Here is a 25,229-nt window from a genome sequence, read left to right on the forward strand (position 1 = left end):
ATGAATCAGACTCATCGCCCAGTCTTACTGGCCGAGGCGGTAACTGCACTATTGGAAAGCCCTTTATTGCAAGCAGAATCGTCCGAGAAATCAATTGTGATCGACGGCACTTTCGGGCGCGGTGGTCATACGCGAGCACTCTTAGAGGCGATGCGATTCGATGCGCAGTTGATTGCATTCGACAAGGATCTGCAAGCGATTGCAGAGGCAAAAAAAATAACGGACTCACGTTTTCAGATTGTGCACAGCAGCTTCGCCAGTATGGCGCAGCATGCCGAGCCCGCATCAGTAGCGGGAGTGTTACTCGATTTAGGTATCAGTTCGCCACAGGTCGACGAGGCCGAGCGAGGGTTTTCATTTCGTCGCGATGGACCGCTTGATATGCGCATGAATACCACGACCGGATTGACTGCAGCGCAGTGGCTAAATCAAGCAAGCGTCGAAGACATTGCGCGCGTGATTAAAACCTATGGGGAAGAACGCTTTGCCTTGCCGATTGCGAAAGCGATCTTTGCGCGCCGTGAATTAAATCAGCCCTTAGCAAGCACCATGGAGTTGGCTAACCTTGTTGCCGGCGTTGTTAAAAAACGCGAGCCAGGACAAGATCCAGCAACGCGGACATTTCAAGCGCTGCGCATCTTCATCAATAAAGAGTTGGATGATTTGGCCAGTGGACTTCAAGCAGCCTTGGATTTACTCAAGCCAGGTGGACGTTTAGTTGTCATCAGCTTTCACTCCTTAGAAGACCGCATCGTCAAGCAGTTTATGCAAACGCATTCAGCAGTCGAGGTGCCGCGCGGTTTGCCCATTCGCGCAAAAGATTTACCGCAGGGTGAATTGGAGCTCATCTCTAGAGTCAAGCCAAGCAGTACTGAGATAAGTGATAACCCACGCGCACGCTCTGCAGTCATGCGTGTAGCGCAAAAACGTAGCCTTGAAGCAGGTCTTATATACCGAAAACAGGTGAGCCAATGAATCGTGCTACCTTAACTTTACTGGCCTTGCTTTTAATCTGCGCGCTCTCGCTCGTATCGGCGCAGCAGCGTGGTCGTAAGTTGGTAACTGCAATTGAGCGCGCGCAAATAGAAGAGCGCAAACTCAATCAAGAGTGGCTGCGCCTTGAGTACGAGCAACGGAATTTATCGAAATCGGCGCGGATTCGCGATGCAGCACGCAATCAACTCAATATGAGTCCTATTTCACCCAATCGAACCATTTATTTGCGAGAAGAGCGGTGAAGCGAGTCGGATTCTCAACCACGCCTAATTTAGTGTTGCGTCTGCCCATGTGGCGGTCGCGCTTAATGCTATTTATGTTGTTTATTGCATTTGCTGCACTGGTACTGCGCGCACTTTGGATTCAGGGACCTGGCAACGCCTTTTATGAAGCCAAGGCAGTCAAGGGAACCCAGCGTGAGCTGGAGATGTCTGCTAGACGTGGAAAAATACTAGATCGCAACGGTCAGGTCATTGCAACTAGCCTTGAGGCAAAGGCGGTAATTGCCTATAACGATACGATTCCCAAAGATTTATCGGATGAAAAAATCAAACAGCTCGCCAATCTACTGCAGATGCGCGAAGCCGATGTAAGAAAAAAATTAAAAGATGAGCGTAACCAAGTTTTCTTAAAGCGGCAGGTGGATCCTGTAGTAGCTCAGCAAATCCGCAAGTTAGAAATTCCAGGCATTGGACTCAACAATGAGTTTCGTCGCTTTTATCCCGAAGGCGAAGCGATGGCCCACGTTGTTGGCTTCACCAATGTAGAAGACCGCGGACAAGAGGGAATGGAGTTATCGCGCGAAAACGATTTGGCTGCGAGTACCGGTAAGCGCCGTGTCGTGGTTGATCGCCTCGGGCGCATCGTCGAAGATATGGGTGTTTTGCAGTTACCGCAAAACGGTAAGGATTTGAAACTCTCGGTTGACAGCAAGATTCAGTACATTGCTTACAACGCATTAAAAGACGCAGTTGAAAAGCATCGCGCTAAAGCGGCCGGAGCAGTTGTCATTAATGTGCAGACGGGTGAAATCTTAGCGCTCGCTAATTGGCCAAGTTATAACCCAAACGATCGCAAGATATTAAGTGGCGAACAGTTGCGTAATCGTGTGATGACCGATACGTTTGAGCCGGGCTCAACCATTAAGCCATTTACCGTTGCACTGGCAATGGAAAAAGGGCAAGTGAACCCCAATACGGTAATGGCGATCGGTGCGAAGTATTTGGTTGGACCAAAACCAATTACCGATACACACCCTTATCCATCATTGACGGTGGCAGAGGTGATTCAAAAATCAAGCAATATTGGCACCTCTAAGTTGGCAATGAATATGCCGGCGAGCGAAATGTGGGACTTATTTACTGCGGTTGGATTTGGTCAGACGCCTAAGGTTGGATTTCCGGGTGCCGTTGCAGGCCGAGTGCATCCCCATCAAAAATGGATGCCAACCGATCAAGCGCGCATAGCCTTTGGCTACGGTATCTCAACATCCCTTTTTCAGATGGCTCGGGCGTACACCATCTTCGCTCGCGATGGTGAGTTGGTTCCAGTCACGATCGAACACAGTCCTGATTACAAACCGGGTACACGGGTTATCTCAGCAAAAACGGCAATCGAAATGCGCAGCATGTTGGAATCGGTAACCGAGCCTGGAGGTACTGCGCTCAAAGCCCATGCTGAAGGTTATCGTGTTGGCGGAAAAACAGGTACGGCCCATAAGGTTGCTGGAAAAGGGTATGCAAGCAATAAGTATTTAGCTTATTTCACAGGGATTGCACCGATGAGTGCCCCGCGCATTGTGGTGGCGGTAATGGTCGATGAGCCGACTGCAAATGGCTACTATGGTGGCCAAGTTGCGGCGCCTATTTTTTCAACCATCGTTTCTGAAACGCTTCGCGCAATGAATGTAGCGCCGGATAGCGCAGTAAAAAATATGGTGCAGCGGGATGACGCGATTAAGCCAGGGCAGACAGCGCCCATTCAACGAGTCGTGTTAACGCAATGATGGTTACCTTGATAAAGCCAGAACAAGCCATTGATCACCTGCGGCGATTGGCTTTGCCGGCTGCACGCATCGTTAGTGATACACGGCAAATCAAGACAGGCGATGTTTTCATGGCGTACCGAGTGGGGCATGGTACTGCCATACAGGATAGCCGTCCCTACATTACAGCCGCTTTAGATGCTGGGGTCAGCGCTGTTATTTATGACCCAAGGGATTTAGAAGAAATTCCAGCCTTGAGCGATCCACGCTGTGTTGCACTGGAAAACTTATCAGCCCATGCCGGACCAATTTGTTCCGAATGGTATGGCAAGCCGAGCACTCAAATGACGGTGTTTGGCGTAACTGGAACCAATGGGAAGACGAGTATCACTCAATGGCTTTCTCAAGCCTTAGATCGCCCTAAGTCGCGGGCAGCTGTAATGGGCACATTAGGCATTGGCTTTCCAGGGCACTTGGAGGTAACGAGCTACACCACACCAAATGCTGCGCGCTTACAAACCGAACTCAAAGTACTTTTGGATTCCAATGCAAAGCACATTGCAATGGAGGTCTCTTCACACGCCCTAGAACAGGGTCGCGTTAATGGCGTCCAATTCACCACCGCTGTGTTTTCTAACTTGAGTCAAGATCATTTGGATTACCACGGCAGTATGGCGGAATATGCAGCAGTGAAGTTTCGTTTGTTCCAGTTCCCCGGTTTACAGAATGCGGTCATTAACTTGGAAGATCCATTGGGTCGTGAATTAGCCATGCAGTTACTGGCAAAGACAGGCGTTCAGGTTTGGGGCTATGCAGTCGACCATAAAGCCTTTGCCGGTTTTGAAAAGTTTGGCAAGCGACTGCATGCTATTTTTTCCGGCGGCATGCAGTTTAAAGAGTATGGCTATCAGGGTGTATTTGAATGGCAAGACTCCGGCAGGACGGAGGTCAGTGTTCCGGTTGTGGGCGACTTTAATCTGAGCAATTGCCTTGCGGTCTGGGCTTGCCTATTGGCTGGTGGCATGGATGTGCTTGAGGCAGGAAAGCGCATTGCACACTTAAAACCCGTTAGCGGAAGAATGGAGATGGTGCTTGGCAATTCGCGTAGCACGGGTCCATTGGTTATTGTTGACTATGCCCATACCCCAGATGCGTTAGAAAAGGTATTGAGTACACTGCGTCCCATCGCTACTCAGCGGGCAGGAAAGTTGGGGTGTATTTTTGGTTGCGGTGGTGATCGTGATGCTAGTAAGCGACCGCTCATGGGCCGTATTGCTGCGGAGTTGGCTGACCACACTATTTTGACCAGCGATAACCCACGCTCCGAGAATCCAGAAAAAATTAGCGCAGATATTCGAGCTGGAATGAGCAATGGCAAATCGGTCGAAGTCATTCTAGATCGGGCTGCAGCAATTCTTAGCGGGGTTCGGCATGCACAGGCTAATGATGTTGTATTGATTGCAGGCAAAGGCCACGAAACAAGCCAAGAGATTAATGGCAGAAAAGTCGATTTTTCAGATCAAGAACATGTTTTATTGGCTAGTGGGGGCTCCGTTTAATGGCGATGACTACCCTAGGCCAAATCCATGCATTTTTGCCATCCAGTAAATTGATCAATATCTCTGAGGTGGCAGCACAAAGTCATCCAATTGATTCCATTTCTACGGATAGCAGAGCCATTGAGAGTGGGTCGCTCTTTATTGCGCTCAAGGGTGAGCGTTTTGATGCACATCATTTCTTAGGCGAAGTTAGTGCCGCCGGAGCAAGCGCCGCACTGATTGAAGATGAGAAGGCATGCCCAAATCAACTTCCCGCAGTATGCGTTGCCGACACCCGAATGGGTTTAGGTGATTTTGCTGCAGCGTGGCGGCAGCAATTTACATTGCCGCTGGTCGTGGTAACGGGTAGTAATGGTAAGACTACCGTGAAAGAGATGATCGCAGCGATCTTTAGTGCGGCAGTAGGCAAAGAAGCAACCTTGGTTACGCCTGGTAATTTGAATAATGATATTGGGCTACCGCTAACGGTATTGCGTTTGCGTGAGTACCATCGATTGGCCGTGATTGAGCTCGGAATGAATCATCCTGGCGAGACAGCGTACCTTACCAAGATTGCCAAGCCAACGATTGCACTCATCAATAATGCCCAGCGTGAACACCAAGAATTCATGGAGACCGTGGATGCAGTTGCACACGAACATGCGGATGCAATCACAGCATTGCCAGTAGATGGCGTTGCAGTTTTTCCAGCAGACACTGCGTTTAGTGCCGAGTGGCGCAAAAAAGCTAGCGGGCGTCGCTCGATTGACTTTGCGCTCAATGGCCCTGCAGCAGTTAGCGGCACTCTCCTGATGGACGGTACGCTTGAAATAAAAACAAATGTAGGTCTTATTCAAGTAAAGCTTTCCGTACTTGGTGAACATAATCTTCGCAACGCCCTTGCTGCTACAGCTGTAGCCTTAGCTGCAAAGGTAGATCTAGAGGCTATTCGTCTTGGGTTGGAATCATTTCAGGCGGTCAGCGGCCGAATGATGGCAAACCAATTGGGTGCTTGCCTGTTGATTGATGACAGCTATAACGCCAATCCCGACTCAGTGCGCGCTGCAATTGATGCCCTCAGTCAGGCTAGCCAAAGGACCTGTTTGGTCCTGGGCGACATGGGTGAAGTGGGATCAAAGGGGCCTGAGTTTCATTACGAGGTGGGCGCATATGCAGCAGAGCGCGGCATTGTGCGCTTATGGGCGCTGGGAGAACAAACGCAGGCTTCAGTACGGGGCTTTAATGAATTTAATGGCCGCATCGGAAGTAGTAATGCAGCGATCCATTTTGAAACCATCGACGCATTAAATGCATGCGTAGCGCGTGTTGCTGACTTATTTTCTGAAGGCGCCTCAGTATCTCAGCCCTATGCAGTACTAGTAAAAGGATCCCGTTTTATGCGCATGGAGCGAGTAGTAGCGGCGTTAAAAGATACGCTGGCGGAGGTTAAAGCATGCTCTTAATCTTGGCGCAGTGGTTGCAAGACGATTACAGTTTTTTCCGGGTATTTAATTACATTACCTTCCGCGCAGTGATGGCGACATTGACCGCATTATTGATTGGTTTGATTTCGGGTCCTTGGGTCATTCGGAGACTGACTGAGTTAAAAATGGGCCAGGCAGTAAGGACCGATGGGCCACAAACCCATTTAGTCAAATCAGGTACTCCAACGATGGGCGGCGTGCTTATTCTGATTGGCATATTTATCTCCTGCGTTTTATGGGCCGACCTTACCAACCGATTCATCTGGATTGTGATGCTGGTTACCTTTGGTTTTGGTTTGATTGGCTGGGTCGATGATTACCGTAAAGTTGCCCGCAAAGACCCCAAGGGAATGGCGTCGCGCGAAAAGTTTTTTTGGCAAACCGTGATTGGATTATTTGCTGCAATTTACTTGGCTTTTTCTGTATCTGAAGTCAACAACTTAAAGGTGTTGCAGTTGTTCATTGATTGGGTGCAGAGCGGTTTTTCATTGGACCTGCCAGCCAAATCAAACCTCTATCTTCCGTTTGTCAAAGAAGTTAGCTATCCACTTGGGGTGATGGGTTTCATCATCCTGAGTTACCTGGTCATTGTGGGTAGTAGTAATGCCGTCAATTTAACGGATGGCCTGGATGGCCTAGTCATCATGCCCGTGATTTTGGTCGGCGCTGCATTGGGCGCGTTTGCCTATGTAATGGGTAACGCAATTTATGCCAAGTATTTACTATTCCCATTCATTCCTGGCGCAGGTGAGTTGATGATTTTCTGCGGCGCTATGGGTGGAGCGGGCCTTGCCTTCCTTTGGTACAACACCCATCCTGCGCAGGTCTTCATGGGCGATGTTGGCGCTTTAGCCCTAGGCGGCGCCCTTGGAACCATTGCGGTCATTGTGCGCCAAGAGATTGTTTTGTTTGTGATGGGCGGCATTTTTGTTGCCGAAACGGTTTCCGTGATGATGCAGGTGATTTGGTTTAAGTACACCAAAAAACGCTATGGCGAAGGACGCCGTATTTTTCGGATGGCGCCACTGCACCACCATTTTGAACTGGGTGGCTGGCGTGAAACCCAAGTCGTTGTTCGTTTTTGGATCATCACTATTTTGTTGGTGTTGGTTGGTTTATCAAGCTTGAAATTACGGTAATTAGTAGACGATGCGCAATGTAAAAGATCCTTTTGTACGCCCAGAACTGAGTAGAGCGGAGGCCCTCTCAGTTGAGCCAACACGCTTTTTAATTCTGGGGCTGGGCGAGTCTGGAATCGCAATGACCAATTGGTGCTTGCGTCATGGTGCGCATACCTGCTTGGTTGATACGCGCGAGCGAAGCGCCCTCAATGAAAAGCAGCAGGCGCAGTTAAGCGAACTGGAGTTTGCTGGTCTAACCGACATGCATTTTGGTAGTTGGAACTCCAGTTTTTTGGATCAGATTGATGTGATTGGTATATCGCCGGGACTATCGCCAATTGCAGAGCCAGCACAATCAATTTTGGCAGCGGCACAGGAAAAAGGTATTCCGGTGTGGAGCGAGATCGAGTTCTTTGCCCGCGGTATTGCGGCCTTGGAACGGGAATCGATTATTGAGTCATCTGATTCCGATGCTTGGACCTATGCGCCAAAAATCGTTGCCATTACTGGTACCAATGGTAAAACAACCACAACGGCGCTAGTTGGTCAGTTGTGTGAGCGTGCCGGCAAAACGGTGGCAGTGGCTGGCAATATTAGTCCCGCAGCATTGGATAAGTTAATGGCTTGTCTGGATAGCGCCGATGGTTTACGTGATCTGCCCGAGTTGTGGGTACTTGAGCTATCGAGCTTTCAACTGCACTTTACCTATAGCCTTAACCCGAGCGCAGCAACGGTTCTCAATTTAAGTCAGGATCACTTGGACTGGCATGGGGATATGCAGGCCTACGCAACTGCAAAAGCTGCCATTTTTGGACCTAGCAGTATTTGCATTGTGAACCGGGATGAGATTGAATTAAATCGTTTGCTGAGCAGTCAATTGGAAGATCGGCAGATCATTCACTTTGGCTCAAATCGGCCGGATGAGCCGGGATCATTTGGTATTGAGCGCGATCCTCAGGCCGGCGGAATTGATTGGTTGGTGTGGGCTGAGGTGGATGAGGATGCCGAGTTAGAAAAGCCGAAGCGGCGACGTAAAGTGGCAGCCGTAGAAGCCGAACCGATTCGTTTGAAGCGTTTAATTCCGGCGGATGCGTTACGTATTCGCGGAAAACACAATGCCCTCAATGCCCTTGCTGCCTTGGCATTGGCTCGCGCAGTCGGCTTGCCGCTCAACAAATTGCTGCATGGGTTGCGCGAGTACCGCGGTGAACCCCATCGCGTTCAAAGCGTTGCCATCATTCGGGATGTGGAGTACGTCGATGACAGCAAAGGAACCAATGTAGGCGCTACCGTTGCAGCTCTAAATGGCCTGGGTGATACGGCTGGCGCGAAAAAGATTTGGTTAATTGCGGGCGGCGATGGCAAAGGCCAAGATTTTTCGCCCCTCTTTGATCCAGTGCAGCGTTTTGCAAAAGGCGTTCTATTGATTGGTAAAGATGCGCCGCTTATTCAGGATGCGCTGCAAGCAACCGGTGTTGCAGTAGAGCGCTGTGAAACGATTACAGTCGCTGTGAAAACTGCCTCAGAGCGCGCAGCTTCAGGGGATGTGGTTCTGCTTTCGCCGGCATGCGCCAGCTTTGATCAGTTCAAGGACTACGTTCACCGTGCCGCTGTCTTTGTATCTGAGGTAGAAGAGCTGGGCATGCAGTTTTCCGACTCCAGCCTTGAAGCCGATTGCTCGTCTGGAGTAAGCGTATGAATCTAAATCGCTTTTGGAACTATTCCCGTGGCGGTATCACTGGCTTTCGAACTGGCTTACGTGATGCGGTTACAGGGGTAGAGCAAACGCGTTCGCGCATGATGGAATATGACCAGCTGCTGGTATGGGCGGTTGTTTCATTGGCGCTCATTGGCTTGGTGATGGTGTACTCAGCATCGATTACCTTGGCCGATGGTCCAAAGTATAAAAATTACAGTAGTAATCACTTTTTGATACGGCACTTGATTTCGCTCACGATTGCGACGGTAGTGGGCTTGTGTGTGTTTCGGATACCCGTGAAGGCGTGGGATAAGCTTGCGCCGATTCTATTTGGAATAACGATCCTGTTGTTAATTGCCGTCCTGATCCCTGGGATCGGTAAAGGCGTTAACGGAGCGCGCCGCTGGATCTCCTTCGGGTTTATGAATTTCCAGCCATCGGAGCTGATGAAGTTTGCCGTTGTCATTTTTGCTGCGAGCTATACCGTTCAGCGCCAAGAGTATCTTCACTCGTTTGTGAAAGGCTTGGTACCGATGGGTGTCGCTGTCATGATCATTGGCGCATTACTGCTATGGCAGCCGGATATGGGCGCTTTTGTAGTGATTGCTTTAATTGCCTTTGGCATTCTTTTCTTAGGCGGAATTAATGTGAAATTGTTTGGTGGCTTAGTGGTTGCTGGAATTTCGAGCGCCGCCATCATCATTGCGCTCTCGCCATTTCGCCGCGAACGCATCTTTGCATTCCTAGATCCCTGGGCGGCGGATCACGCTGCCAATAAAGGCTATCAATTAACGCATTCGCTCATGGCTTTTGGGCGGGGCGAGTGGTTTGGTACTGGCCTTGGCGGCAGTGTCGAAAAATTGCATTACCTGCCCGAAGCGCATACCGATTTCATCTTGGCCGTGATTGGTGAGGAGCTCGGTTTTGCTGGAGTGCTCGTCATTATATTTTTGTTCTATTGGATTGTGCGCCGCGCTTTTCTGATTGGTCGAACTTCATTGCAATTGGATCGCAGTTTTGCCGGCTTGGTAGCAAAAGGCATTGGGATCTGGATTGGATGGCAAGCCTTCATCAATATGGCAGTGAATTTAGGTCTGCTGCCGACAAAAGGATTAACACTGCCCTTAATTAGCTATGGCGGCTCGGGAATTTTGATGAATGCCGTTGCGATTGCAGTCCTACTCAAGATTGATTATGAAAACCGTGTATTGATGCGAGGAGGGAAGTTATGAATAAGCCCTCTATCTTAGTCATGGCTGGTGGCACTGGCGGGCATATCTTCCCTGGATTAGCCGTTGCCGAGCTTTTGCAAACGCGAGGCTGGCAGGTTTCTTGGTTGGGTAATGCGACTGGCATGGAATACCGTTTGGTACCGAGTCGCGGGTTTCCGTTTGAGGCTGTTAATTTTGGCGGCCTGCGCGGTAAGGGCCTGCTGACTAAGCTAATGCTGCCCTTTAATTTAGCAAGAGCATGTATACAAAGCTGGCAGATTATTCGTAGGCTCAAGCCCAGTGTGGTACTGGGCATGGGCGGCTACATCACCTTTCCGGGTGGATTAATGAGCGCCTTACTGAAGCGTCCACTGGTTTTGCATGAGGCAAACTCAGTTGCTGGCAGTGCCAATCGTTATCTCTCCAAGATTGCGACTAAAACCCTGACGGGATTCCCTAATACCCTGCCCGAAGGCGAGTGGGTTGGCAATCCGATTCGCAGTGAGTTTGAGTCAATAGCGTCGCCCGCTGAGCGTTACTGCGCGCGTACTGGCCCGCTGTCATTGTTAGTCGTCGGCGGTAGTTTGGGTGCCGCCGCTCTCAATGAAACAATTCCCGCTGCGTTAGCGCTAATACCTGCAGAAGAAAGGCCGCTTGTATTGCATCAGGCGGGTGAAAAACACGTCGCTGAACTCAAGCAACGCTATGCCGATTGTGGTGTTGTTGCGGATGTTCGCGCTTTTATTGGTGATATGGCGGAGGCATATGCTGTAGCTGATCTCGTCATCTGCCGTTCGGGTGCAATGACCGTCTCAGAGGTTGCCGCCTGCGGTGTTGCCGCTTGCTTCGTGCCATTTCCATTTGCCATTGACGATCACCAAACTGCGAACGCAGCATTTTTATCAACAGCAGATGCGGCTAAGTTATGGCCACAAACTGAGCTCAATCCAAGCGCACTGGCTGCTTGGTTGCAAACTTTACGGCGCCCTGAACTAATGGCAATGGCAGAGCGTGCTCGCGCACTAGCAAAGATGCAAGCAACGGAGCGCGTGGCAGCCATTTGCGCTGAATCTGCAGGAGTAAAGCAATGAAGCATATTGTTCAGCAAATTCATTTTGTCGGTATTGGCGGCGCTGGCATGAGCGGCATTGCCGAAGTGCTACTGAATTTGGGATACCAAGTTTCGGGTTCTGATTTAGCCGAAAGCGCGACAACGAAACGCTTACGTGAGCTGGGCGCCGATATTCAGATTGGGCACAAGGCTAGCCATGTTGGCACTGCTGAGGCTGTCGTGATTTCAACAGCAGTCGCTGGCAACAATCCTGAAGTGATTGCTGCACGCGCTGCAAAAATTCCGATTATTCAGCGGGCGGTAATGCTGGGTGAGCTGATGCGCTTAAAGCAAGGCATTGCCATCGCAGGCACACATGGAAAAACTACCACTACGAGTTTGGTTGCTTCGGTACTGGCGGAAGGGGGTCTTGATCCTACTTTTGTAATTGGCGGAAAACTCAATTCAGCCAATGCCAATGCACGCTTGGGGCAGGGCGATTTTATTGTGGTCGAGGCAGATGAATCGGATGCCTCATTCTTGCAGTTATTTCCGGCGATGGAAGTCATCACCAACATTGATGCTGATCACATGGACACGTATCAGCATGATATGGCGCGCCTCAAGCAAGCGTTTGTGCAATTTACGCAGCGCATGCCCTTTTATGGCATTGCGATTGTGTGCGCAGACGATGCCAACGTGCGGGATCTGATTCCATTTGTATCCCAACCCATTCTGAAATACGGCACTGCTGATGATGCCGATATTCGCGCGCACCACATTCAGGCGGATGGAACGCGGATGCGCTTTACGGTGGAGCGCCGTACGATTCGACGCCATGGTGCTAAGCCCGGACCCTTGCAAATCGAGCTGAACCTTCCAGGATTGCACAACGTGCGCAATGCCCTTGCCGCGATTGGTATAGCGACCGAATTGGGTATACGCGATGAAGCCATTGTGAAGGCCTTAGCCGAATTTAGTGGCGTTGGCAGGCGCTTCCAACGCTACGGTGATATTGCTTTGACACAGGGTGGAAGCTTCACCTTGATTGATGATTATGGACACCACCCCGTTGAAATGGCAGCCACCTTGGCGGCAGCACGTGGGGCCTATCCGGGTCGCCGATTAGTCTTGGCATTTCAGCCCCATCGCTACACGCGAACACGCGATTGTTTTGGTGACTTTGTGGATGTGTTGCGCGGCTTCGATGCCTTGGTTTTGACGGACGTATATCCTGCGGGAGAGCCCCGCATCAAAGGTGCTGATGGGGAGAGTCTCTTTAAAGCAACTTGCAGCAATGACCTTGAGGCCAAGTCAGCACTACTGAAGAATGCCGACTCTAGTTATGTAGCCAAAGTAGCGGATATGCCTGTAGCGATTACGACCATGCTGCGTGATGGCGATGTAGTTATTACGATGGGTGCCGGATCCATATCTACTTTGCCTGCTATTCTATCGGGAGCGCAACATGCTTAATCGCACGATGCCCTGGGGAGAGCGCGTCAAGATTGATCTTGCTAAGCTAAAGCCAAGTGACTTGGGTAAGGTCGGGGTATTGCTTGGCGGCAAATCAGGCGAGCGGGAAATTTCCCTCTTGTCTGGCAATGGTGTTTTAAGTGCATTGCTGGAAAACGGGGTTGATGCACATGTCTTTGATCCAGGTACGCGCAGCCCTACTGAGATTTCGAAGGAAGGGTTTGATCGGGTCTTTATTGCCCTGCATGGTCGCTATGGCGAGGATGGCACGATTCAGGGATTGCTCGAGTTATTGGAAATCCCGTATACCGGTAGTGGGGTCCTTGCTTCTGCGTTGTCCATCGACAAAATTGCAACCAAGCAAATCTGGCTCAGTAATGGTTTATCAACGCCTGACTTCGAAGAGCTGACACCAGAGAGTAATTGGGCTGCAGTAGCAAAGCACTTGGGCTTACCTTTGATCGTCAAGCCAGCCCATGAAGGCTCATCATTAGGTTTAACCAAAGTCAAAACCGTAGAAGAATTGCCGGCTGCTTACGCAAAAGCAGCTTCTTTAGATTCGAAGGTGATTGCCGAGACCTGCATTATTGGCGATGAACTGACTTGCCCTGTAGTGGGCGAGGGACATAGCGCCGAAGCACTGCCAGTGATTCGGATTGTTCCGCCTGACGCAAATTACGACTTCCACAATAAGTATTTCTCAAACGATACCCAATACTGCTGCCCAACTGGCTTGGATGAGGATGTTAACCAAAAGGTGCAAGCCTTGGCGCTTGCTGCTTACCGTGCATTGGGTTGCCGTACCTGGGGCCGTGCTGATGTGATGCTGGATAGCCGCGATGGCAAGCCCTATCTCTTAGAAATGAATACATCCCCTGGCATGACTTCACACTCCCTGGTACCGATGGCAGCAAAAGCAGCGGGTGTCAGTTATGCCGATTTAGTGTTGTGGCTACTGAGCCAGACAATGGATTCAAAACAATGAGTAATTTAGCGAAGCGCTCATTCAGTTTGGTCTTGGGCATATCCACGCCCTTGCTGAACAATCCCGCACGCATGGCTGAAGTGAGTCGTTGGTTAATGCGCCTCTTTTTTCTACTGGCGACGATAGCGGGATTAATGTGGCTAAGCCAGCGACCTGTTTTTGCCTTACGCCAAATGCAAGTTGAGCCCATACCAGGGCAGGTCGTCAAGCACGTCAATTTATCTCAAGTAAAAAATCAAGTACTCGAACAAGTCCAGGGGAACTTTTTTACAGTACGTCTAGAAAATATTAAGGAAGCGTTTGAAGATTTGCCGTGGGTAAGGCATGCGAGTGTTCGGCGGGTATGGCCGAATAGCCTAGCAGTTAGCATTGAAGAGCAAAAACCATTTGCTATTTGGGGTAGTCGTAGTGAACAAAAGTTTATGAATGGGTTTGGTGAACTGTTTAGCGGCAGCCTTTCTCAGGTAGAAGATCCGTCGCTTTTAATTGAAGTATCCGGACCGAATGACTCCAGCAAAGAGGTCATGCAGCTCTATCAAAAAGCGAGCCGCTGGTTTGCGCCATGGAATGTTGAAGTGGTTAGCGTTAATTTGTCGGATCGGTATTCGTGGAGCGTTAAGTTATCCAATGGCATCCGAGTGGAATTTGGCCGCGATGAGGAAGCGCAAGGCAAAGCCTTAACGGAAGAGCGTGTCGCTCGTTTAATTGAATATTGGCCAAAGGCGCAAGAGCGCCTGACGGGCCGTGTTGATGCAATTGATTTGCGGTACGGCAATGGATTTGCAGTACACCTTGCTAGTGCGACGAATAAAAAGTCAGAGCTAGATGAAAAAAAAAGTGGAGCACAACGGTGAATTTAATCATGAGGAAATTTGATGAGTAAGGATAACCGAGACCTTTTGGTCGGTCTTGATATTGGCACATCAAAAGTAGTTGCTTTGGTTGCTGAGCTTGAAGTGGATGGGCAATTTAATGTGGTTGGCGTTGGCCAAACTGCGTCCAAGGGTTTAAAGAAGGGTGTTGTGGTCAATATCGAGGCCACAGTGCAATCGATTCAAAAGGCGCTCGAGGAAGCCGAGGTCATGGCGGATCGTCGCATTGTTCAGGTGTTCACTGGTATTGCAGGGAATCATATTTTTAGTTTTAACTCGAGCGGCATGGTTGCCATTCGGGATAAAGAGGTTGGCTCTACTGATGTGGAGCGCGTACTGGAGACAGCAAAGGCCATCAATATTCCAACGGACCAGCAAATTCTGCACATCTTAATTCAGGAATTCATCATCGATGGGCAAGAAGATGTACGTGAGCCAATTGGTATGAGTGGGCTTCGTTTGGAAGTGAAGGTTCATATTGTTACCGGCGCTGTGAGTGCGGCCCAAAATATTGTGAAATGTGTTCGACGCTGTGGTTTAGAAGTGAACGATCTTATTTTGCAACCCCTCGCATCGAGCCTTGCAGTCCTTACGGATGATGAGAAAGAGCTTGGTGTGGTGTTGGTCGATATTGGTGGCGGCACAACGGACATTGCAATCTACAGTCAGGGATCGATTCGCCATACCGCGGTAATTCCGATTGCCGGCGATCAAATTACGAACGACATTGCGATGGCATTGCGCACCCCAACGGTGGAAGCAGAAGACCTCAAAATTCATTATGGAATTGCCCGCCAAGATATGGCTGATTCCGCTGCCATGATTGATGTGCCTGGCGTAGGTGATCGTGAGCCACGTCCCATTTCAAAGCAGGCTCTCGCCGCCGTGATTGAGCCGCGCGTCGAAGAACTATTTACCTTGGTATTGGGCGTTGTGCGCGACTCAGGCTATGAGGGCATGGTTTCGTCGGGCATTGTGCTGACGGGCGGCACCTCCTTGATGCCCGGCATGGTTGAGTTAGCAGAGCAGGTCTTTTTGAGGCCTGCGCGGATCGGAACACCAGAGTACCGCGGCCATCTTCATGAGGTATTGCGCAGCCCACGCTTTTCAACAGGTATTGGACTCTTAATGGAAGGTCAGGCACAGCTGATGCGCGGTCGCCGCGTATCGCAATCCGGCTCTTTTCAAAGTGTTTTTTCGCGAATGAAGGAATGGTTCGCGGGTAATTTTTAAGTTTTTTTCGTCGTCGTTAATGTAACTAAGTAACTCAGGAGGGTTTATGGAATTTGAAATGCTAGATCAAGATACAGCCGGCAAGACCATTATTAAAGTGGTTGGAGTCGGCGGCGCTGGTGGCAATGCTGTCCAGCATATGATTCGTCGCGGTGTCGATGGGGTGGAATTTATTTGCATGAACACGGATGCGGGTGCATTGCAGCGCTCCGCGGCATCGATTAATTTGCAATTAGGCTCAAGCGGTTTGGGCGCAGGTGCAAAACCAGAAATTGGCGCAGCATCGGCACAAGAAGCTCGCGCTCGCATTGCAGATTCATTGCAGGGCGCGCATATGGTATTCATTACCGCCGGTATGGGCGGCGGAACTGGCACAGGCGCGGCACCCATCGTCGCTCAAGTGGCGAAGGAAATGGGAATTTTGACGGTCGGTGTCATTAGTAAGCCATTTGATTTTGAGGGCGTTAAGCGCTTAAAAGTGGCAGAAGATGGAGCGCATGAATTAGAGGCGTATGTCGATTCGCTCATCGTTGTTCTCAATGAGAAGCTGTTTGAAGTCATGGGTGAAGATGCCGAGTTTGATAAAGCATTTGCCTGCGCTGACGATGTTTTGCATAACGCCGTTTCTGGCATTGCCGAAATCATCAATGTCCAAGGCTTGATTAACGTCGACTTTGAAGATGTGAAGACAGTCATGGGTGAGCAGGGCAAAGCCATGATGGGAACAGCTACTGTTTCTGGAATGGACCGCGCTCGTTTGGCCGCAGAAGCAGCAGTCGCATCACCCTTGTTAGAAGGCGTTGATTTATCGGGCGCACGTGGTGTTTTGGTCAACATTACTGCTAGCCGTTCCCTCAAGTTATCGGAAACGCGTGAAGTCATGGCAGCCATTCGTGGCTATGCTGCGGACGATGCCACGGTTATTTTTGGTACGGTATACGACGACAGTTTGGGCGATGCCTTGCGCGTTACGGTCGTGGCTACAGGCCTAAATCATCCCCAAGCGATGCAAAAAAGCCAGCCCGAAGTCATTTGGCGCAAAGCAACGGGTACGCACGATGCAATGCCTACGATGGCTGATTTAAATAGTTTCGCTCCATCTAGCCCATCGGCCGCAATGAGCATGGCGGGTATGGATTCAAGCATTTCAGCGGTAGGTTCTGGCGCAGGGATGGCTTCCACTGGTGGCAATGCATTTGGAGCAGCTTCAGCCCAGCCAGCTGGGGTCGATTACAGCCAATATGATTTGCCACGGGTATTTCGGTCCCGTTCCGAGCCTTCTAGCGCGCCAAGCTTGGGTGCAGATAGTTCGCCACAGGCCAAAACCATGCTCGATAAAGGGGCGGATTTCTATGAAATTCCGGCTTTTCTGCGTAAACAGGCCGACTGATGAATTGCTCAATACAATAGTGTTATGAGAGATGCCAGCGCAGCGCCCCTCCGGACGACGAATCCTGCGCTTGCGTTGGCTCACCCATTTATAACTATTGAATTGGAGATTTTATGATTGCAGTTGGACAAAAACTACCGAACGCCACCTTGTATGAGTTTCTGAATGAAGAAACCGAAGGCTGCGCCATTGGCCCTAATGCGTTTGAAGTGGAGAAGTTAGTTGCTGGCAAAAAAATTGTAATTTTTGCTTTGCCTGGCGCTTTCACGCCAACCTGCTCCGCACAACACGTGCCAGGTTATGTGGCCCAGTTTGATGCCATTAAAGCAAAAGGCGTTGACGAAATTTGGTGTGTCTCTGTGAACGATCCATTTGTCATGGGTGCATGGGGACGTGATCTCAATGTCGGTAAAAAAGTACGTATGTTGGGTGACGGTAGTGCCGAGTTCACCAGCAAATTGGGTATGGAATTTGACTTAACCAAGCGAGGACTCGGAATTCGTTCCCAGCGTTACGCCATGGTGGTAGAGAACGGCGTAGTGAAGTCGCTGTCCCTCGAGGCTCCAGGTAAGTTTGAGGTTAGCGATGCTGCCTCGGTATTAAAACAGCTGTAATTTCAACACTCGTTTCATCGATCTCCCCGAATTTACGAACGCGACCATGCTTAAGCAACGCACCATTGCCAATCCGATCAAAACGGTTGGCATTGGCTTGCACTCCGGTCGTAAAGCAAGCTTGTCAATTAAGCCTGCGCCCGTGAATTCGGGAATCCAGTTTGTCCGTATTGATTTACCCGAGCCAGTCGTAATTGCGGCAGATGCCATGCTGGTTGGCGATACGCGCCTCGCATCGGTCTTACAAAAAGACGGTGTGCGTGTATCTACAGTCGAACACTTGCTGTCTGCTTGTGCTGGACTAGGGTTAGACAATGTATTGATTGAAGTGGATTGCGAAGAGATTCCAATCATGGATGGCAGCGCCGCATCCTTTCTTTTTTTGCTGGAGTCTGCCGGCATAGCGGAGCAAGATGCGCCCCGTCAGTTCATGGTGATTAAGAAATCTGTTGAAGTGCGGGATGGGGATAAGTTAGCTCGCCTCGATCCTTTTTTCGGATTCAAGTTGGATTTCACGATTGACTTTAAGCACCCTGCGGTGGATAAAACGGGCCAGCATTTTGTGGTCGATTTTGCAGAGCATGCATACCGTAGTGAGATCGGCCGAGCGCGTACATTTGGTTTCGCGCACGAAGTTGAGGCTTTGCGTGAAATTGGTCTTGCGCGCGGCGGTAGTTTAGATAACGCGATTGTTTTAGATGAGCACCGCATTCTTAACAATGAAGAATTACGTTACGAGGATGAGTTTGTGCGTCACAAGATCCTCGATGCCATTGGTGATTTGTATTTAGCAGGACATCCGATTGTCGGATCGTATGTGGCAAAAAAATCAGGCCATGCCTTGAACAATGCCTTGTTACGCAAACTGTTTGAAGATCCCAGTGCCTTTGCAATTGAGTCGTTTCCACTCAATAAAGCGCCAGCAGCTTACACCGTAGAAAATCAGCCCCTCTTTTTTTAAGGCGAACCTGTTTTCGATTGCAGAAGGTGCTTTACTGCCTTACTGAGCTCGGATTCCGGCTCCAATTTACTGAGCAAATCAAGCCACGCTGAGCGGGCGACGGGATTTAGTCCCTTGGGCTTTTCCCTAGCCGGGGCTCGGGGCTGAACAACCCATTCCGACTGAGGAAGGGTGGGCTTTAGACTCACTTTTATTGCTGTGCAATTCAAGCCACTCTTGCCTAACTCATTGATTAAGCTAGGTAAAGATTGTTGTAAGCGGGCGGCAATGGTGGCATTGGGCACCATCAGCAAAAGCTCGGTAGGCTTGCCGGAGACCCAAACTGGCTCAACTTTAGAGCCAAAGTGCGCTAATTCAAGGGTTTTTAGGCAGTGCTGCAGGCAGGCCTTCAGTTTGGCTAAATCTTCCGTACGCGCCAAAATGCCATTGATTCCTTCTGGCCCGCGCAGGCAGTCTAGCCACTCGCGGGCTATCTTGGGCTTGGCAGAATAAGGGGTTTTTGGCTTTAGATTCATTGGGAAAAGGGGATTCGGGTGATAAACTCAAAGGCTTAATTTTGGTCAAAATCCCATGGCAATCGGCATTCTAAAAACTCTATTTGGCAGTCGAAATGATCGACTCTTAAAGCAATACCGCAAAGTCGTTCTCAAGGTTAATGCACTTGAGTCTACCTTGCAATCGCTCGATGACGCTGCGCTTCAAGCAAAAACAGCAGAATTCAAATCACGCCTTGCCGCCGGCGAATCTCTAGATGATCTTACTGCTGAGGCATTTGCTGTAGTCCGCGAATCCAGCCGTCGCGTCATGAAAATGCGCCACTTTGATGCGCAGATTATGGGCGCCCTAGCTTTGCATCAAGGCAAAATTGCCGAAATGGGTACAGGCGAAGGTAAAACCCTGACTGCAACCTTGGCCGTTTACCTCAATGCAATTGCGGGCAAGGGCGTTCACGTGGTGACGGTTAACGACTACCTAGCGCAGCGCGATGCCGAGTGGATGGCCAAGCTCTATAACTTCTTAGGTCTTCAGGTTGGGATCAATTTATCCCAAATGGATCATGAGGCAAAGCAAGCAGCCTACGCAGCCGATATTACCTACGGCACCAACAATGAATTTGGCTTTGATTATTTGCGCGACAACATGGTGCAAGATGCTGCGCAGCGGGTTCAGCGCGGCTTGGCCTATGCCATCGTTGACGAGGTCGACTCGATCTTGATTGACGAGGCGCGCACGCCATTAATCATCTCAGGACAGGCAGAGGACCATACCGATCTCTATCTGAAAATGAATCAATTGCCTTCGCACTTGGAGCGACAAATTGGCGAAGAAAAATCCGATGGCACCGGTGTTGAAAAGCCGGGTGATTATTGGGTTGATGAGAAAACCCAACAGGTTTATCTAACCGAGACTGGCCACGAAAAAGCCGAGAATATCTTGGCGCAAATCGGTGTTTTAAATCCAGGTGATTCGCTTTACGCACCACAGAACATTACCTTGATGCACCACGTCTACGCTGCCTTGCGAGCCCATTGCTTGCAACACCGCGATCAACAATACGTGGTTCAAAACCAAGAAGTCATCATTGTTGATGAATTCACAGGCCGTTTAATGACGGGCCGTCGTTGGTCCGATGGACTGCATCAGGCAGTAGAGGCAAAAGAAGGGGTACCGATTCAGAGTGAGAATCGCACTTTGGCCACCATCACTTTCCAGAATTATTTTCGCATGTACGGCAAGTTAGCTGGTATGACCGGTACTGCGGATACCGAAGCCTACGAGTTCAAGGAAATCTATAACTTAGAGACCGTCGTTATTCCGCCTAACCGCATGAGTCAGCGGACCGATCGCCAAGATCAGATTTATAAAACATCCGCAGAGCGTTACGCTGCCGTAGTCAAAGACATTGAAGAATGCTATGGCCGAGGTCAGCCTGTATTGGTGGGCACCACGTCGATTGAAAACTCGGAGCTGATTTCGCACTTGCTGGATCAGAAGAAGTTGCCGCACCAGGTCTTGAATGCAAAGCAGCATGCAAAAGAGGCTGAGATTATTGCGCAGGCAGGCCGCCCAAAAATGATTACGATTGCAACCAATATGGCCGGCCGTGGTACTGACATTGTGCTCGGCGGCAATGTCGAGAAGCAAGCGTCACTCATTGAGGTCGATGGCAATTTAGCGCCTGCTGATAAAGAAGCGCGCATTGCGGTCTTGCATGATGAGTGGCAAGGGCTGCATGACCAAGTATTGGCTGCAGGCGGTCTGCATATTATTGGTACTGAGCGCCACGAGAGTCGCCGTATTGATAATCAATTGCGTGGTCGATCGGGTCGCCAAGGCGATCCAGGCTCATCGCGTTTTTACTTGTCTTTAGATGATCCACTCTTGCGTATTTTTGCAGGCGATCGCTTGCGTGCGGTGATGGATCGCCTAAAGATGCCCGAGGGTGAGCCAATTGAAGCCGGGATGGTGACGCGCTCAATCGAGTCTGCACAGCGTAAGGTGGAAGCCCGCAACTTTGATATTCGCAAGCAGCTGTTGCAGTACGACGACGTTGCCAATGATCAACGTAAAGAGACCTACCGCTTGCGTAACGAAGTGCTGGAGAGCAAAGACATTGGTGATCTCATTACCAACTTGCGCGACGATGCACTACGTAGCTTTTGTGATTTGTATGTTCCTGCTGAGTCGATGGAAGAGCAGTGGGATTTGTCAGGACTCGAAAATAGCTTAGCGAATGAATGGGGTCTCGGCGTTGATTTAACTGGCCTAGTTCAGTCGGCTGACACGATTGAGGCAGAGGACGTAGTCGAACACGTCTTGACTGCCGCAAAAGCAGCGTATGACGGCAAAGTAGAGTTATCGGGGCGCGAGTCATTTGCTGGCTATGAGCGTTCAGTCATGCTCTACAGTTTAGATAGCCATTGGCGTGAGCATTTGGCTGCCTTGGACCATTTGCGCCAAGGTATTCATTTACGGGGTTATGCACAAAAGGATCCAAAACAAGAATACCGCCGCGAAGCATTTGAGCTGTATGGCGAACTCTTAAATGTGATTAAGAACGATGTAGTGAAGAGCATCATGGCGGTCAGAATTCGAACTGCCGATGAACTCGATGCCGCCTCCGAATCCATTAATGAAGACATGAGTCAAATTAAGGAAGTGCAGTATCAGCACGCCGATGTCAGCGCTGATGCTGCCGAGAGCGAAAAGCCTGCTGAACGCGCACCCGCTCCAGTTCGCTCAGGACCTAAGGTTGGTCGAAATGATCCCTGCCCTTGCGGCAGTGGCAAAAAATACAAAGCCTGTTGCGGTGCCTTGAGTTAATCATGCCAGTCAATTTGCCCTTGCCAGAACGCTCTGCGCTGAGTCCAGTTGCTGGAGTGCAGTTGGGTATTGCCGAGGCGGGTATAAAAAAAGCAAATCGGAAAGATCTTTTAGTCATCACCCTCAGTCCGGGCACACAGGTGGCTGGTGTGTTTACCTTAAATCGATTTTGCGCTGCCCCGGTGCAGCTATGCCGAGCCCATTTAGATTGGGTTGCCCAAACTGGTAGTGGAATTCGTGCTTTGGTTGTAAATACCGGTAATGCCAATGCGGGAACTGGCGAGCAGGGCATGCGCGACGCCTTGGAGACCTGCTGCGCCTTGGCGGCTGCTTTGAATATCCAACCAGAGCAAGTATTGCCTTTCTCCACCGGCGTCATCTTGGAGCCCTTACCCATTGCAAAGCTCACTGCTGCGCTGCCAAGCGCGATAGCTAAATTAACAGACGATGCCTGGTTTGATGCAGCAGAAGCAATCATGACCACGGATATTCAGCCCAAGGCCTTTTCGCAAGTGGTAATTACGCCGGATGGACTCATCACGCTCACCGGCATTTGCAAAGGCGCCGGCATGATTCATCCAAACATGGCTACGATGCTCGGCTTCATTGCAACGGATGCCGGTTTTGCGCCAGAGGTATTGCAAAGCCTAACCAAAGAAGTGGCCGACCTTTCCTTTAATGCCATTACGATCGATGGCGACACCAGCACCAATGATTCATTTATTGTGATGGCGACCGGTGTGTCCGCAGTAAAGATCAAGAGCACTGCCGATGCCAGCTACGCGATTGTGCGATCTGCGCTGATTGCATTTGCGCGCCGACTGGCGCAAATGATTGTGCGCGATGGCGAAGGTGCTACGAAATTCATTTCGATTGAAGTCATTGGTGGCAAGACAAACGAAGAGTGCCGTCTAGTAGCAGAGGCAGTAGCCCACTCTCCTTTGGTGAAAACCGCTTTTTTTGCCAGTGATCCCAATTTAGGCCGCATTCTGGCTGCCATTGGCTATGCCGGAATTACCGATCTGGATGTGAACCGAGTGCAGCTCTGGCTCGGTGACGTTTGGGTCGCAAAAGACGGTGGACGCAATCCCAGCTACCAAGAGGCGGATGGGAAGCGCGTGATGCAGGCTGCTGAGATTGCGGTCAAAATCGACTTAGGTCGTGGCGCTGCCGAGCAGACCATGTGGACCTGTGATTTATCGCATGAATACGTTTCGATCAACGCCGATTACCGCTCTTAATTCCATGAACGAAAAACTAGATCGATTACTGAGTCATCTCGAAACATTTCTTCCAAAACCATTGGACGAGGCGCAATGGAAATCATCCACCGCATTTCGTTGGCGCCGTCGCGATAGTATCTTTGGTAGCATTGGTTTTTTGCAGCCCGTAAAACACGTTGCCGGTATTTCGTATGAAGATCTGCAACACATTGATCGTCAGCGCGATGCGATTAAAGACAATACCCGCAACTTTGTACAAAAGAAACCAGCCAATAATATTTTGCTCACCGGCGCACGCGGTACAGGTAAATCTTCTTTAATTAAGGCCAGCTTGCATGCCTTCGCAAAAGATGGCCTACGCTTGGTCGAGGTTGAGAAGGAGCACTTGGCGGATTTAGCAGACATAACGGATCTACTGGCCGACCGCCCGGAGCGATTTATCGTTTTTTGCGATGACCTTTCCTTTGAGGAAGGTGAGTCTGGCTACAAAGCAATGAAGTCAGCCTTGGATGGTTCGATCTCCGCTCAGGTCGATAATATTTTGATTTACGCTACATCAAATCGCCGCCATTTATTGCCGGAGTACATGAAAGACAACCAAACATATCACCACGATGACGATGGCGAAATTCATCCGGGTGAGGCAGTGGAAGAGAAGATCTCTTTATCAGAGCGCTTTGGCTTGTGGCTTTCTTTTTACCCACCCAAGCAAGATGAATACCTTGCTATCGTGGCGCATTGGTTACGGCATTTTGGCTTGAGTGATGTTCAAATTGAGGCTGCTCGATCGGAGGCGTTAGTTTGGGCCTTGGAGCGCGGATCGCGTTCGGGCCGTGTAGCATGGCAGTTTGCAAAACACTGGACTGGCACGCACGCCTAAGCCCCCATGAGTGATACTCGGCGCCCAGTAACCGAGGTAGCAGCCGGTATTGTGCTCGATTCACAGCAGCGCTTTTTGATGGGTCAGCGACCCCTCGGCAAACCCTATGAGGGCTATTGGGAATTTCCGGGCGGCAAAGTGGAAGCAGATGAAACGCTGTTTCAGGCTCTGCAGCGCGAACTCCAAGAAGAGCTCGGAATCACCATTCATGGCAGCGTCGATTTAATGACGATTGAACATGACTACCCGCATGCGTATGTGCGCATTCACGTTAGCGTCATTCGGGATTGGAGTGGCGAGCCTACTGGTTGTGAAAACCAAGCTCTATCGTGGCAAGACTTAGGCGCGGATCACTTAACGATAGAGCCGCTGTTGCCGGCGGCGTTGCCGATGATTCAGCGCTTGAAACAGTTTTATGCCGAGATTAAAACTGGCACAAAGTTAGTTTGAATGGGATATCTTCCAGAATGGGATGTGGCTTTTTGTCCCGGTCGCTTTTTAAGAAACGAACCGATAGCAAGTATTTGTTTGCACTGATTTCAGAAAAGACGGAATCATCCTCAACCCCAATCCGCATGAGTTGGTAGACCTTGCCAGATGGCGCTTGTTGAAATGCACCTTGATGAGCAACCGCATCGCGCGATTCACCCGACTGACGCAGCAACTTTAAAAATAACTGGGATGATTCATTCCAAGGCAGTAGGGGTGCGATGAAATTTTGTAGTAGATCACGCCGATCACTGGGTGCGCTGCATTTCCATGCATGAAAATTCGGTAGATCAATCGGACTGGTACCGCCGGGTATCGATAGACGGGTTCGAATGCCATTGAGCCATTCATTTTCCGTAATTGCCGAATTGGGTTTGCCAAGCGATTGATTGAGGTGTGCGGATGCGCCATCGATCTCGGCTAGGGCTTGACTTAATATCGCTTGATCTACTTTTGCCGATGATTTGAGGCCATGCAGTGCCTGCTTTTGTCGCTCAAACTCTTTCAATAGCAGTGATTTGATATCACCCCGTGCGCCAATATCACCTAACTCAAATAAGGTTGCAATCGCGCACTGGTGTAGCTCGGGATCATCGGATTTAGAAAAATGGGTATAGCGCCCAAACAAATACTCCAAGCGGAGCATGTTGCGGACCAACTCATTGAAAGGATATTCATAAACAATCACGGAATCTATT

At 50.0% G+C, this 25,229-nt stretch carries 22 protein-coding genes; 20 read left to right on the forward strand and 2 right to left on the reverse strand.

From position 1 onward, the window contains the following. From rsmH to lpxC, 16 genes are all read left to right on the forward strand, one after another. Window positions 1-975: a 16S rRNA (cytosine(1402)-N(4))-methyltransferase RsmH gene (gene rsmH, locus AOC34_RS00810; protein ID WP_108468329.1), complete on the forward strand. Its 975-nt coding sequence runs from the start codon at window positions 1-3 to the stop codon at window positions 973-975. Then, on the forward strand, window positions 972-1,238 hold the full coding sequence (gene ftsL / locus AOC34_RS00815; protein WP_108468330.1) for a cell division protein FtsL: 267 nt from the start codon (window positions 972-974) through the stop codon (window positions 1,236-1,238). The genes rsmH and ftsL overlap by 4 nt, the downstream gene beginning before the upstream one ends. 47 nt (window positions 1,239-1,285) lie before the next feature. Beyond that, window positions 1,286-3,001 (forward strand): peptidoglycan D,D-transpeptidase FtsI family protein, encoded by a 1,716-nt coding sequence (locus AOC34_RS00820; RefSeq protein WP_199908332.1) that lies wholly within the window; start codon window positions 1,286-1,288, stop codon window positions 2,999-3,001. Next, window positions 3,001-4,539 carry a UDP-N-acetylmuramoyl-L-alanyl-D-glutamate--2,6-diaminopimelate ligase gene (locus AOC34_RS00825; protein WP_234408111.1) on the forward strand — a complete coding sequence of 513 codons (1,539 nt, stop codon included), beginning with the start codon at window positions 3,001-3,003 and terminating at the stop codon, window positions 4,537-4,539. Before AOC34_RS00820 ends, AOC34_RS00825 begins: the two co-directional genes overlap by 1 nt. Then, complete coding sequence (locus tag AOC34_RS00830; protein WP_108468333.1) at window positions 4,539-5,981, forward strand: UDP-N-acetylmuramoyl-tripeptide--D-alanyl-D-alanine ligase; 1,443 nt, start codon at window positions 4,539-4,541, stop codon at window positions 5,979-5,981. Before AOC34_RS00825 ends, AOC34_RS00830 begins: the two co-directional genes overlap by 1 nt. Continuing rightward, the gene (mraY, locus tag AOC34_RS00835) at window positions 5,972-7,141 is read left to right on the forward strand and encodes a phospho-N-acetylmuramoyl-pentapeptide-transferase (protein ID WP_108468334.1); all 1,170 of its coding nucleotides are present in this window, start codon (window positions 5,972-5,974) and stop codon (window positions 7,139-7,141) included. Before AOC34_RS00830 ends, mraY begins: the two co-directional genes overlap by 10 nt. Before the next feature lie 10 nt (window positions 7,142-7,151). After that, complete coding sequence (gene murD, locus AOC34_RS00840; protein ID WP_108468335.1) at window positions 7,152-8,822, forward strand: UDP-N-acetylmuramoyl-L-alanine--D-glutamate ligase; 1,671 nt, start codon at window positions 7,152-7,154, stop codon at window positions 8,820-8,822. After that, window positions 8,819-10,054 (forward strand): putative lipid II flippase FtsW, encoded by a 1,236-nt coding sequence (gene ftsW, locus AOC34_RS00845; protein WP_108468336.1) that lies wholly within the window; start codon window positions 8,819-8,821, stop codon window positions 10,052-10,054. The genes murD and ftsW overlap by 4 nt, the downstream gene beginning before the upstream one ends. After that, window positions 10,051-11,124 carry an undecaprenyldiphospho-muramoylpentapeptide beta-N-acetylglucosaminyltransferase gene (gene murG / locus AOC34_RS00850; RefSeq protein ID WP_108468337.1) on the forward strand — a complete coding sequence of 358 codons (1,074 nt, stop codon included), beginning with the start codon at window positions 10,051-10,053 and terminating at the stop codon, window positions 11,122-11,124. The genes ftsW and murG overlap by 4 nt, the downstream gene beginning before the upstream one ends. Beyond that, window positions 11,121-12,560: a UDP-N-acetylmuramate--L-alanine ligase gene (gene murC, locus AOC34_RS00855; protein ID WP_108468338.1), complete on the forward strand. Its 1,440-nt coding sequence runs from the start codon at window positions 11,121-11,123 to the stop codon at window positions 12,558-12,560. Before murG ends, murC begins: the two co-directional genes overlap by 4 nt. A 7-nt stretch (window positions 12,561-12,567) precedes the next feature. Beyond that, complete coding sequence (locus AOC34_RS00860) at window positions 12,568-13,545, forward strand: D-alanine--D-alanine ligase (RefSeq protein ID WP_108469966.1); 978 nt, start codon at window positions 12,568-12,570, stop codon at window positions 13,543-13,545. Beyond that, complete coding sequence (locus AOC34_RS00865) at window positions 13,542-14,399, forward strand: cell division protein FtsQ/DivIB (RefSeq protein WP_108468339.1); 858 nt, start codon at window positions 13,542-13,544, stop codon at window positions 14,397-14,399. Before AOC34_RS00860 ends, AOC34_RS00865 begins: the two co-directional genes overlap by 4 nt. 21 nt (window positions 14,400-14,420) lie before the next feature. Then, on the forward strand, window positions 14,421-15,650 hold the full coding sequence (ftsA, locus tag AOC34_RS00870) for a cell division protein FtsA (RefSeq protein ID WP_108468340.1): 1,230 nt from the start codon (window positions 14,421-14,423) through the stop codon (window positions 15,648-15,650). A gap of 46 nt (window positions 15,651-15,696) precedes the next feature. Then, window positions 15,697-17,040, forward strand: coding sequence for a cell division protein FtsZ (gene ftsZ / locus AOC34_RS00875; RefSeq protein ID WP_108468341.1), 1,344 nt, complete (start codon window positions 15,697-15,699; stop codon window positions 17,038-17,040). Window positions 17,041-17,153: 113 nt separating this feature from the next. After that, the gene (locus tag AOC34_RS00880; protein ID WP_108468342.1) at window positions 17,154-17,654 is read left to right on the forward strand and encodes a peroxiredoxin; all 501 of its coding nucleotides are present in this window, start codon (window positions 17,154-17,156) and stop codon (window positions 17,652-17,654) included. A gap of 46 nt (window positions 17,655-17,700) precedes the next feature. Beyond that, window positions 17,701-18,615, forward strand: a complete 915-nt coding sequence (gene lpxC, locus AOC34_RS00885; protein WP_108468343.1) for a UDP-3-O-acyl-N-acetylglucosamine deacetylase — start codon at window positions 17,701-17,703, stop codon at window positions 18,613-18,615. Here the strand turns inward: lpxC and AOC34_RS00890 are convergent. Next, complete coding sequence (locus AOC34_RS00890) at window positions 18,612-19,130, reverse strand: hypothetical protein (RefSeq protein ID WP_108468344.1); 519 nt, start codon at window positions 19,128-19,130, stop codon at window positions 18,612-18,614. The genes lpxC and AOC34_RS00890 overlap by 4 nt on opposite strands. Before the next feature lie 55 nt (window positions 19,131-19,185). Between AOC34_RS00890 and secA the strand changes: the two genes are divergently transcribed. From secA to AOC34_RS00910, 4 genes are read left to right on the forward strand one after another with little or no spacing between them, the layout of a single operon-like run. Then, a complete protein-coding gene (gene secA, locus AOC34_RS00895) occupies window positions 19,186-21,939 on the forward strand; it encodes a preprotein translocase subunit SecA (protein WP_108468345.1) in 2,754 nt (917 codons plus the stop codon). Window positions 21,940-21,941: 2 nt separating this feature from the next. Continuing rightward, window positions 21,942-23,180 carry a bifunctional glutamate N-acetyltransferase/amino-acid acetyltransferase ArgJ gene (gene argJ / locus AOC34_RS00900; RefSeq protein ID WP_108468346.1) on the forward strand — a complete coding sequence of 413 codons (1,239 nt, stop codon included), beginning with the start codon at window positions 21,942-21,944 and terminating at the stop codon, window positions 23,178-23,180. 4 nt (window positions 23,181-23,184) lie between these two features. Then, window positions 23,185-24,042, forward strand: a complete 858-nt coding sequence (locus AOC34_RS00905) for an ATP-binding protein (protein ID WP_108468347.1) — start codon at window positions 23,185-23,187, stop codon at window positions 24,040-24,042. Window positions 24,043-24,048: 6 nt separating this feature from the next. Continuing rightward, the gene (locus AOC34_RS00910) at window positions 24,049-24,492 is read left to right on the forward strand and encodes an NUDIX domain-containing protein (protein WP_108468348.1); all 444 of its coding nucleotides are present in this window, start codon (window positions 24,049-24,051) and stop codon (window positions 24,490-24,492) included. Here AOC34_RS00910 and zapD read toward each other — a convergent pair. Further along, window positions 24,467-25,219: a cell division protein ZapD gene (gene zapD / locus AOC34_RS00915; protein ID WP_108468349.1), complete on the reverse strand. Its 753-nt coding sequence runs from the start codon at window positions 25,217-25,219 to the stop codon at window positions 24,467-24,469. The genes AOC34_RS00910 and zapD overlap by 26 nt on opposite strands. Between the last annotated feature and the right edge of the window lie 10 nt (window positions 25,220-25,229).

The organism is Polynucleobacter difficilis (assembly GCF_003065365.1).
Taxonomy (GTDB): Bacteria; Pseudomonadota; Gammaproteobacteria; order Burkholderiales; family Burkholderiaceae; genus Polynucleobacter; species Polynucleobacter difficilis.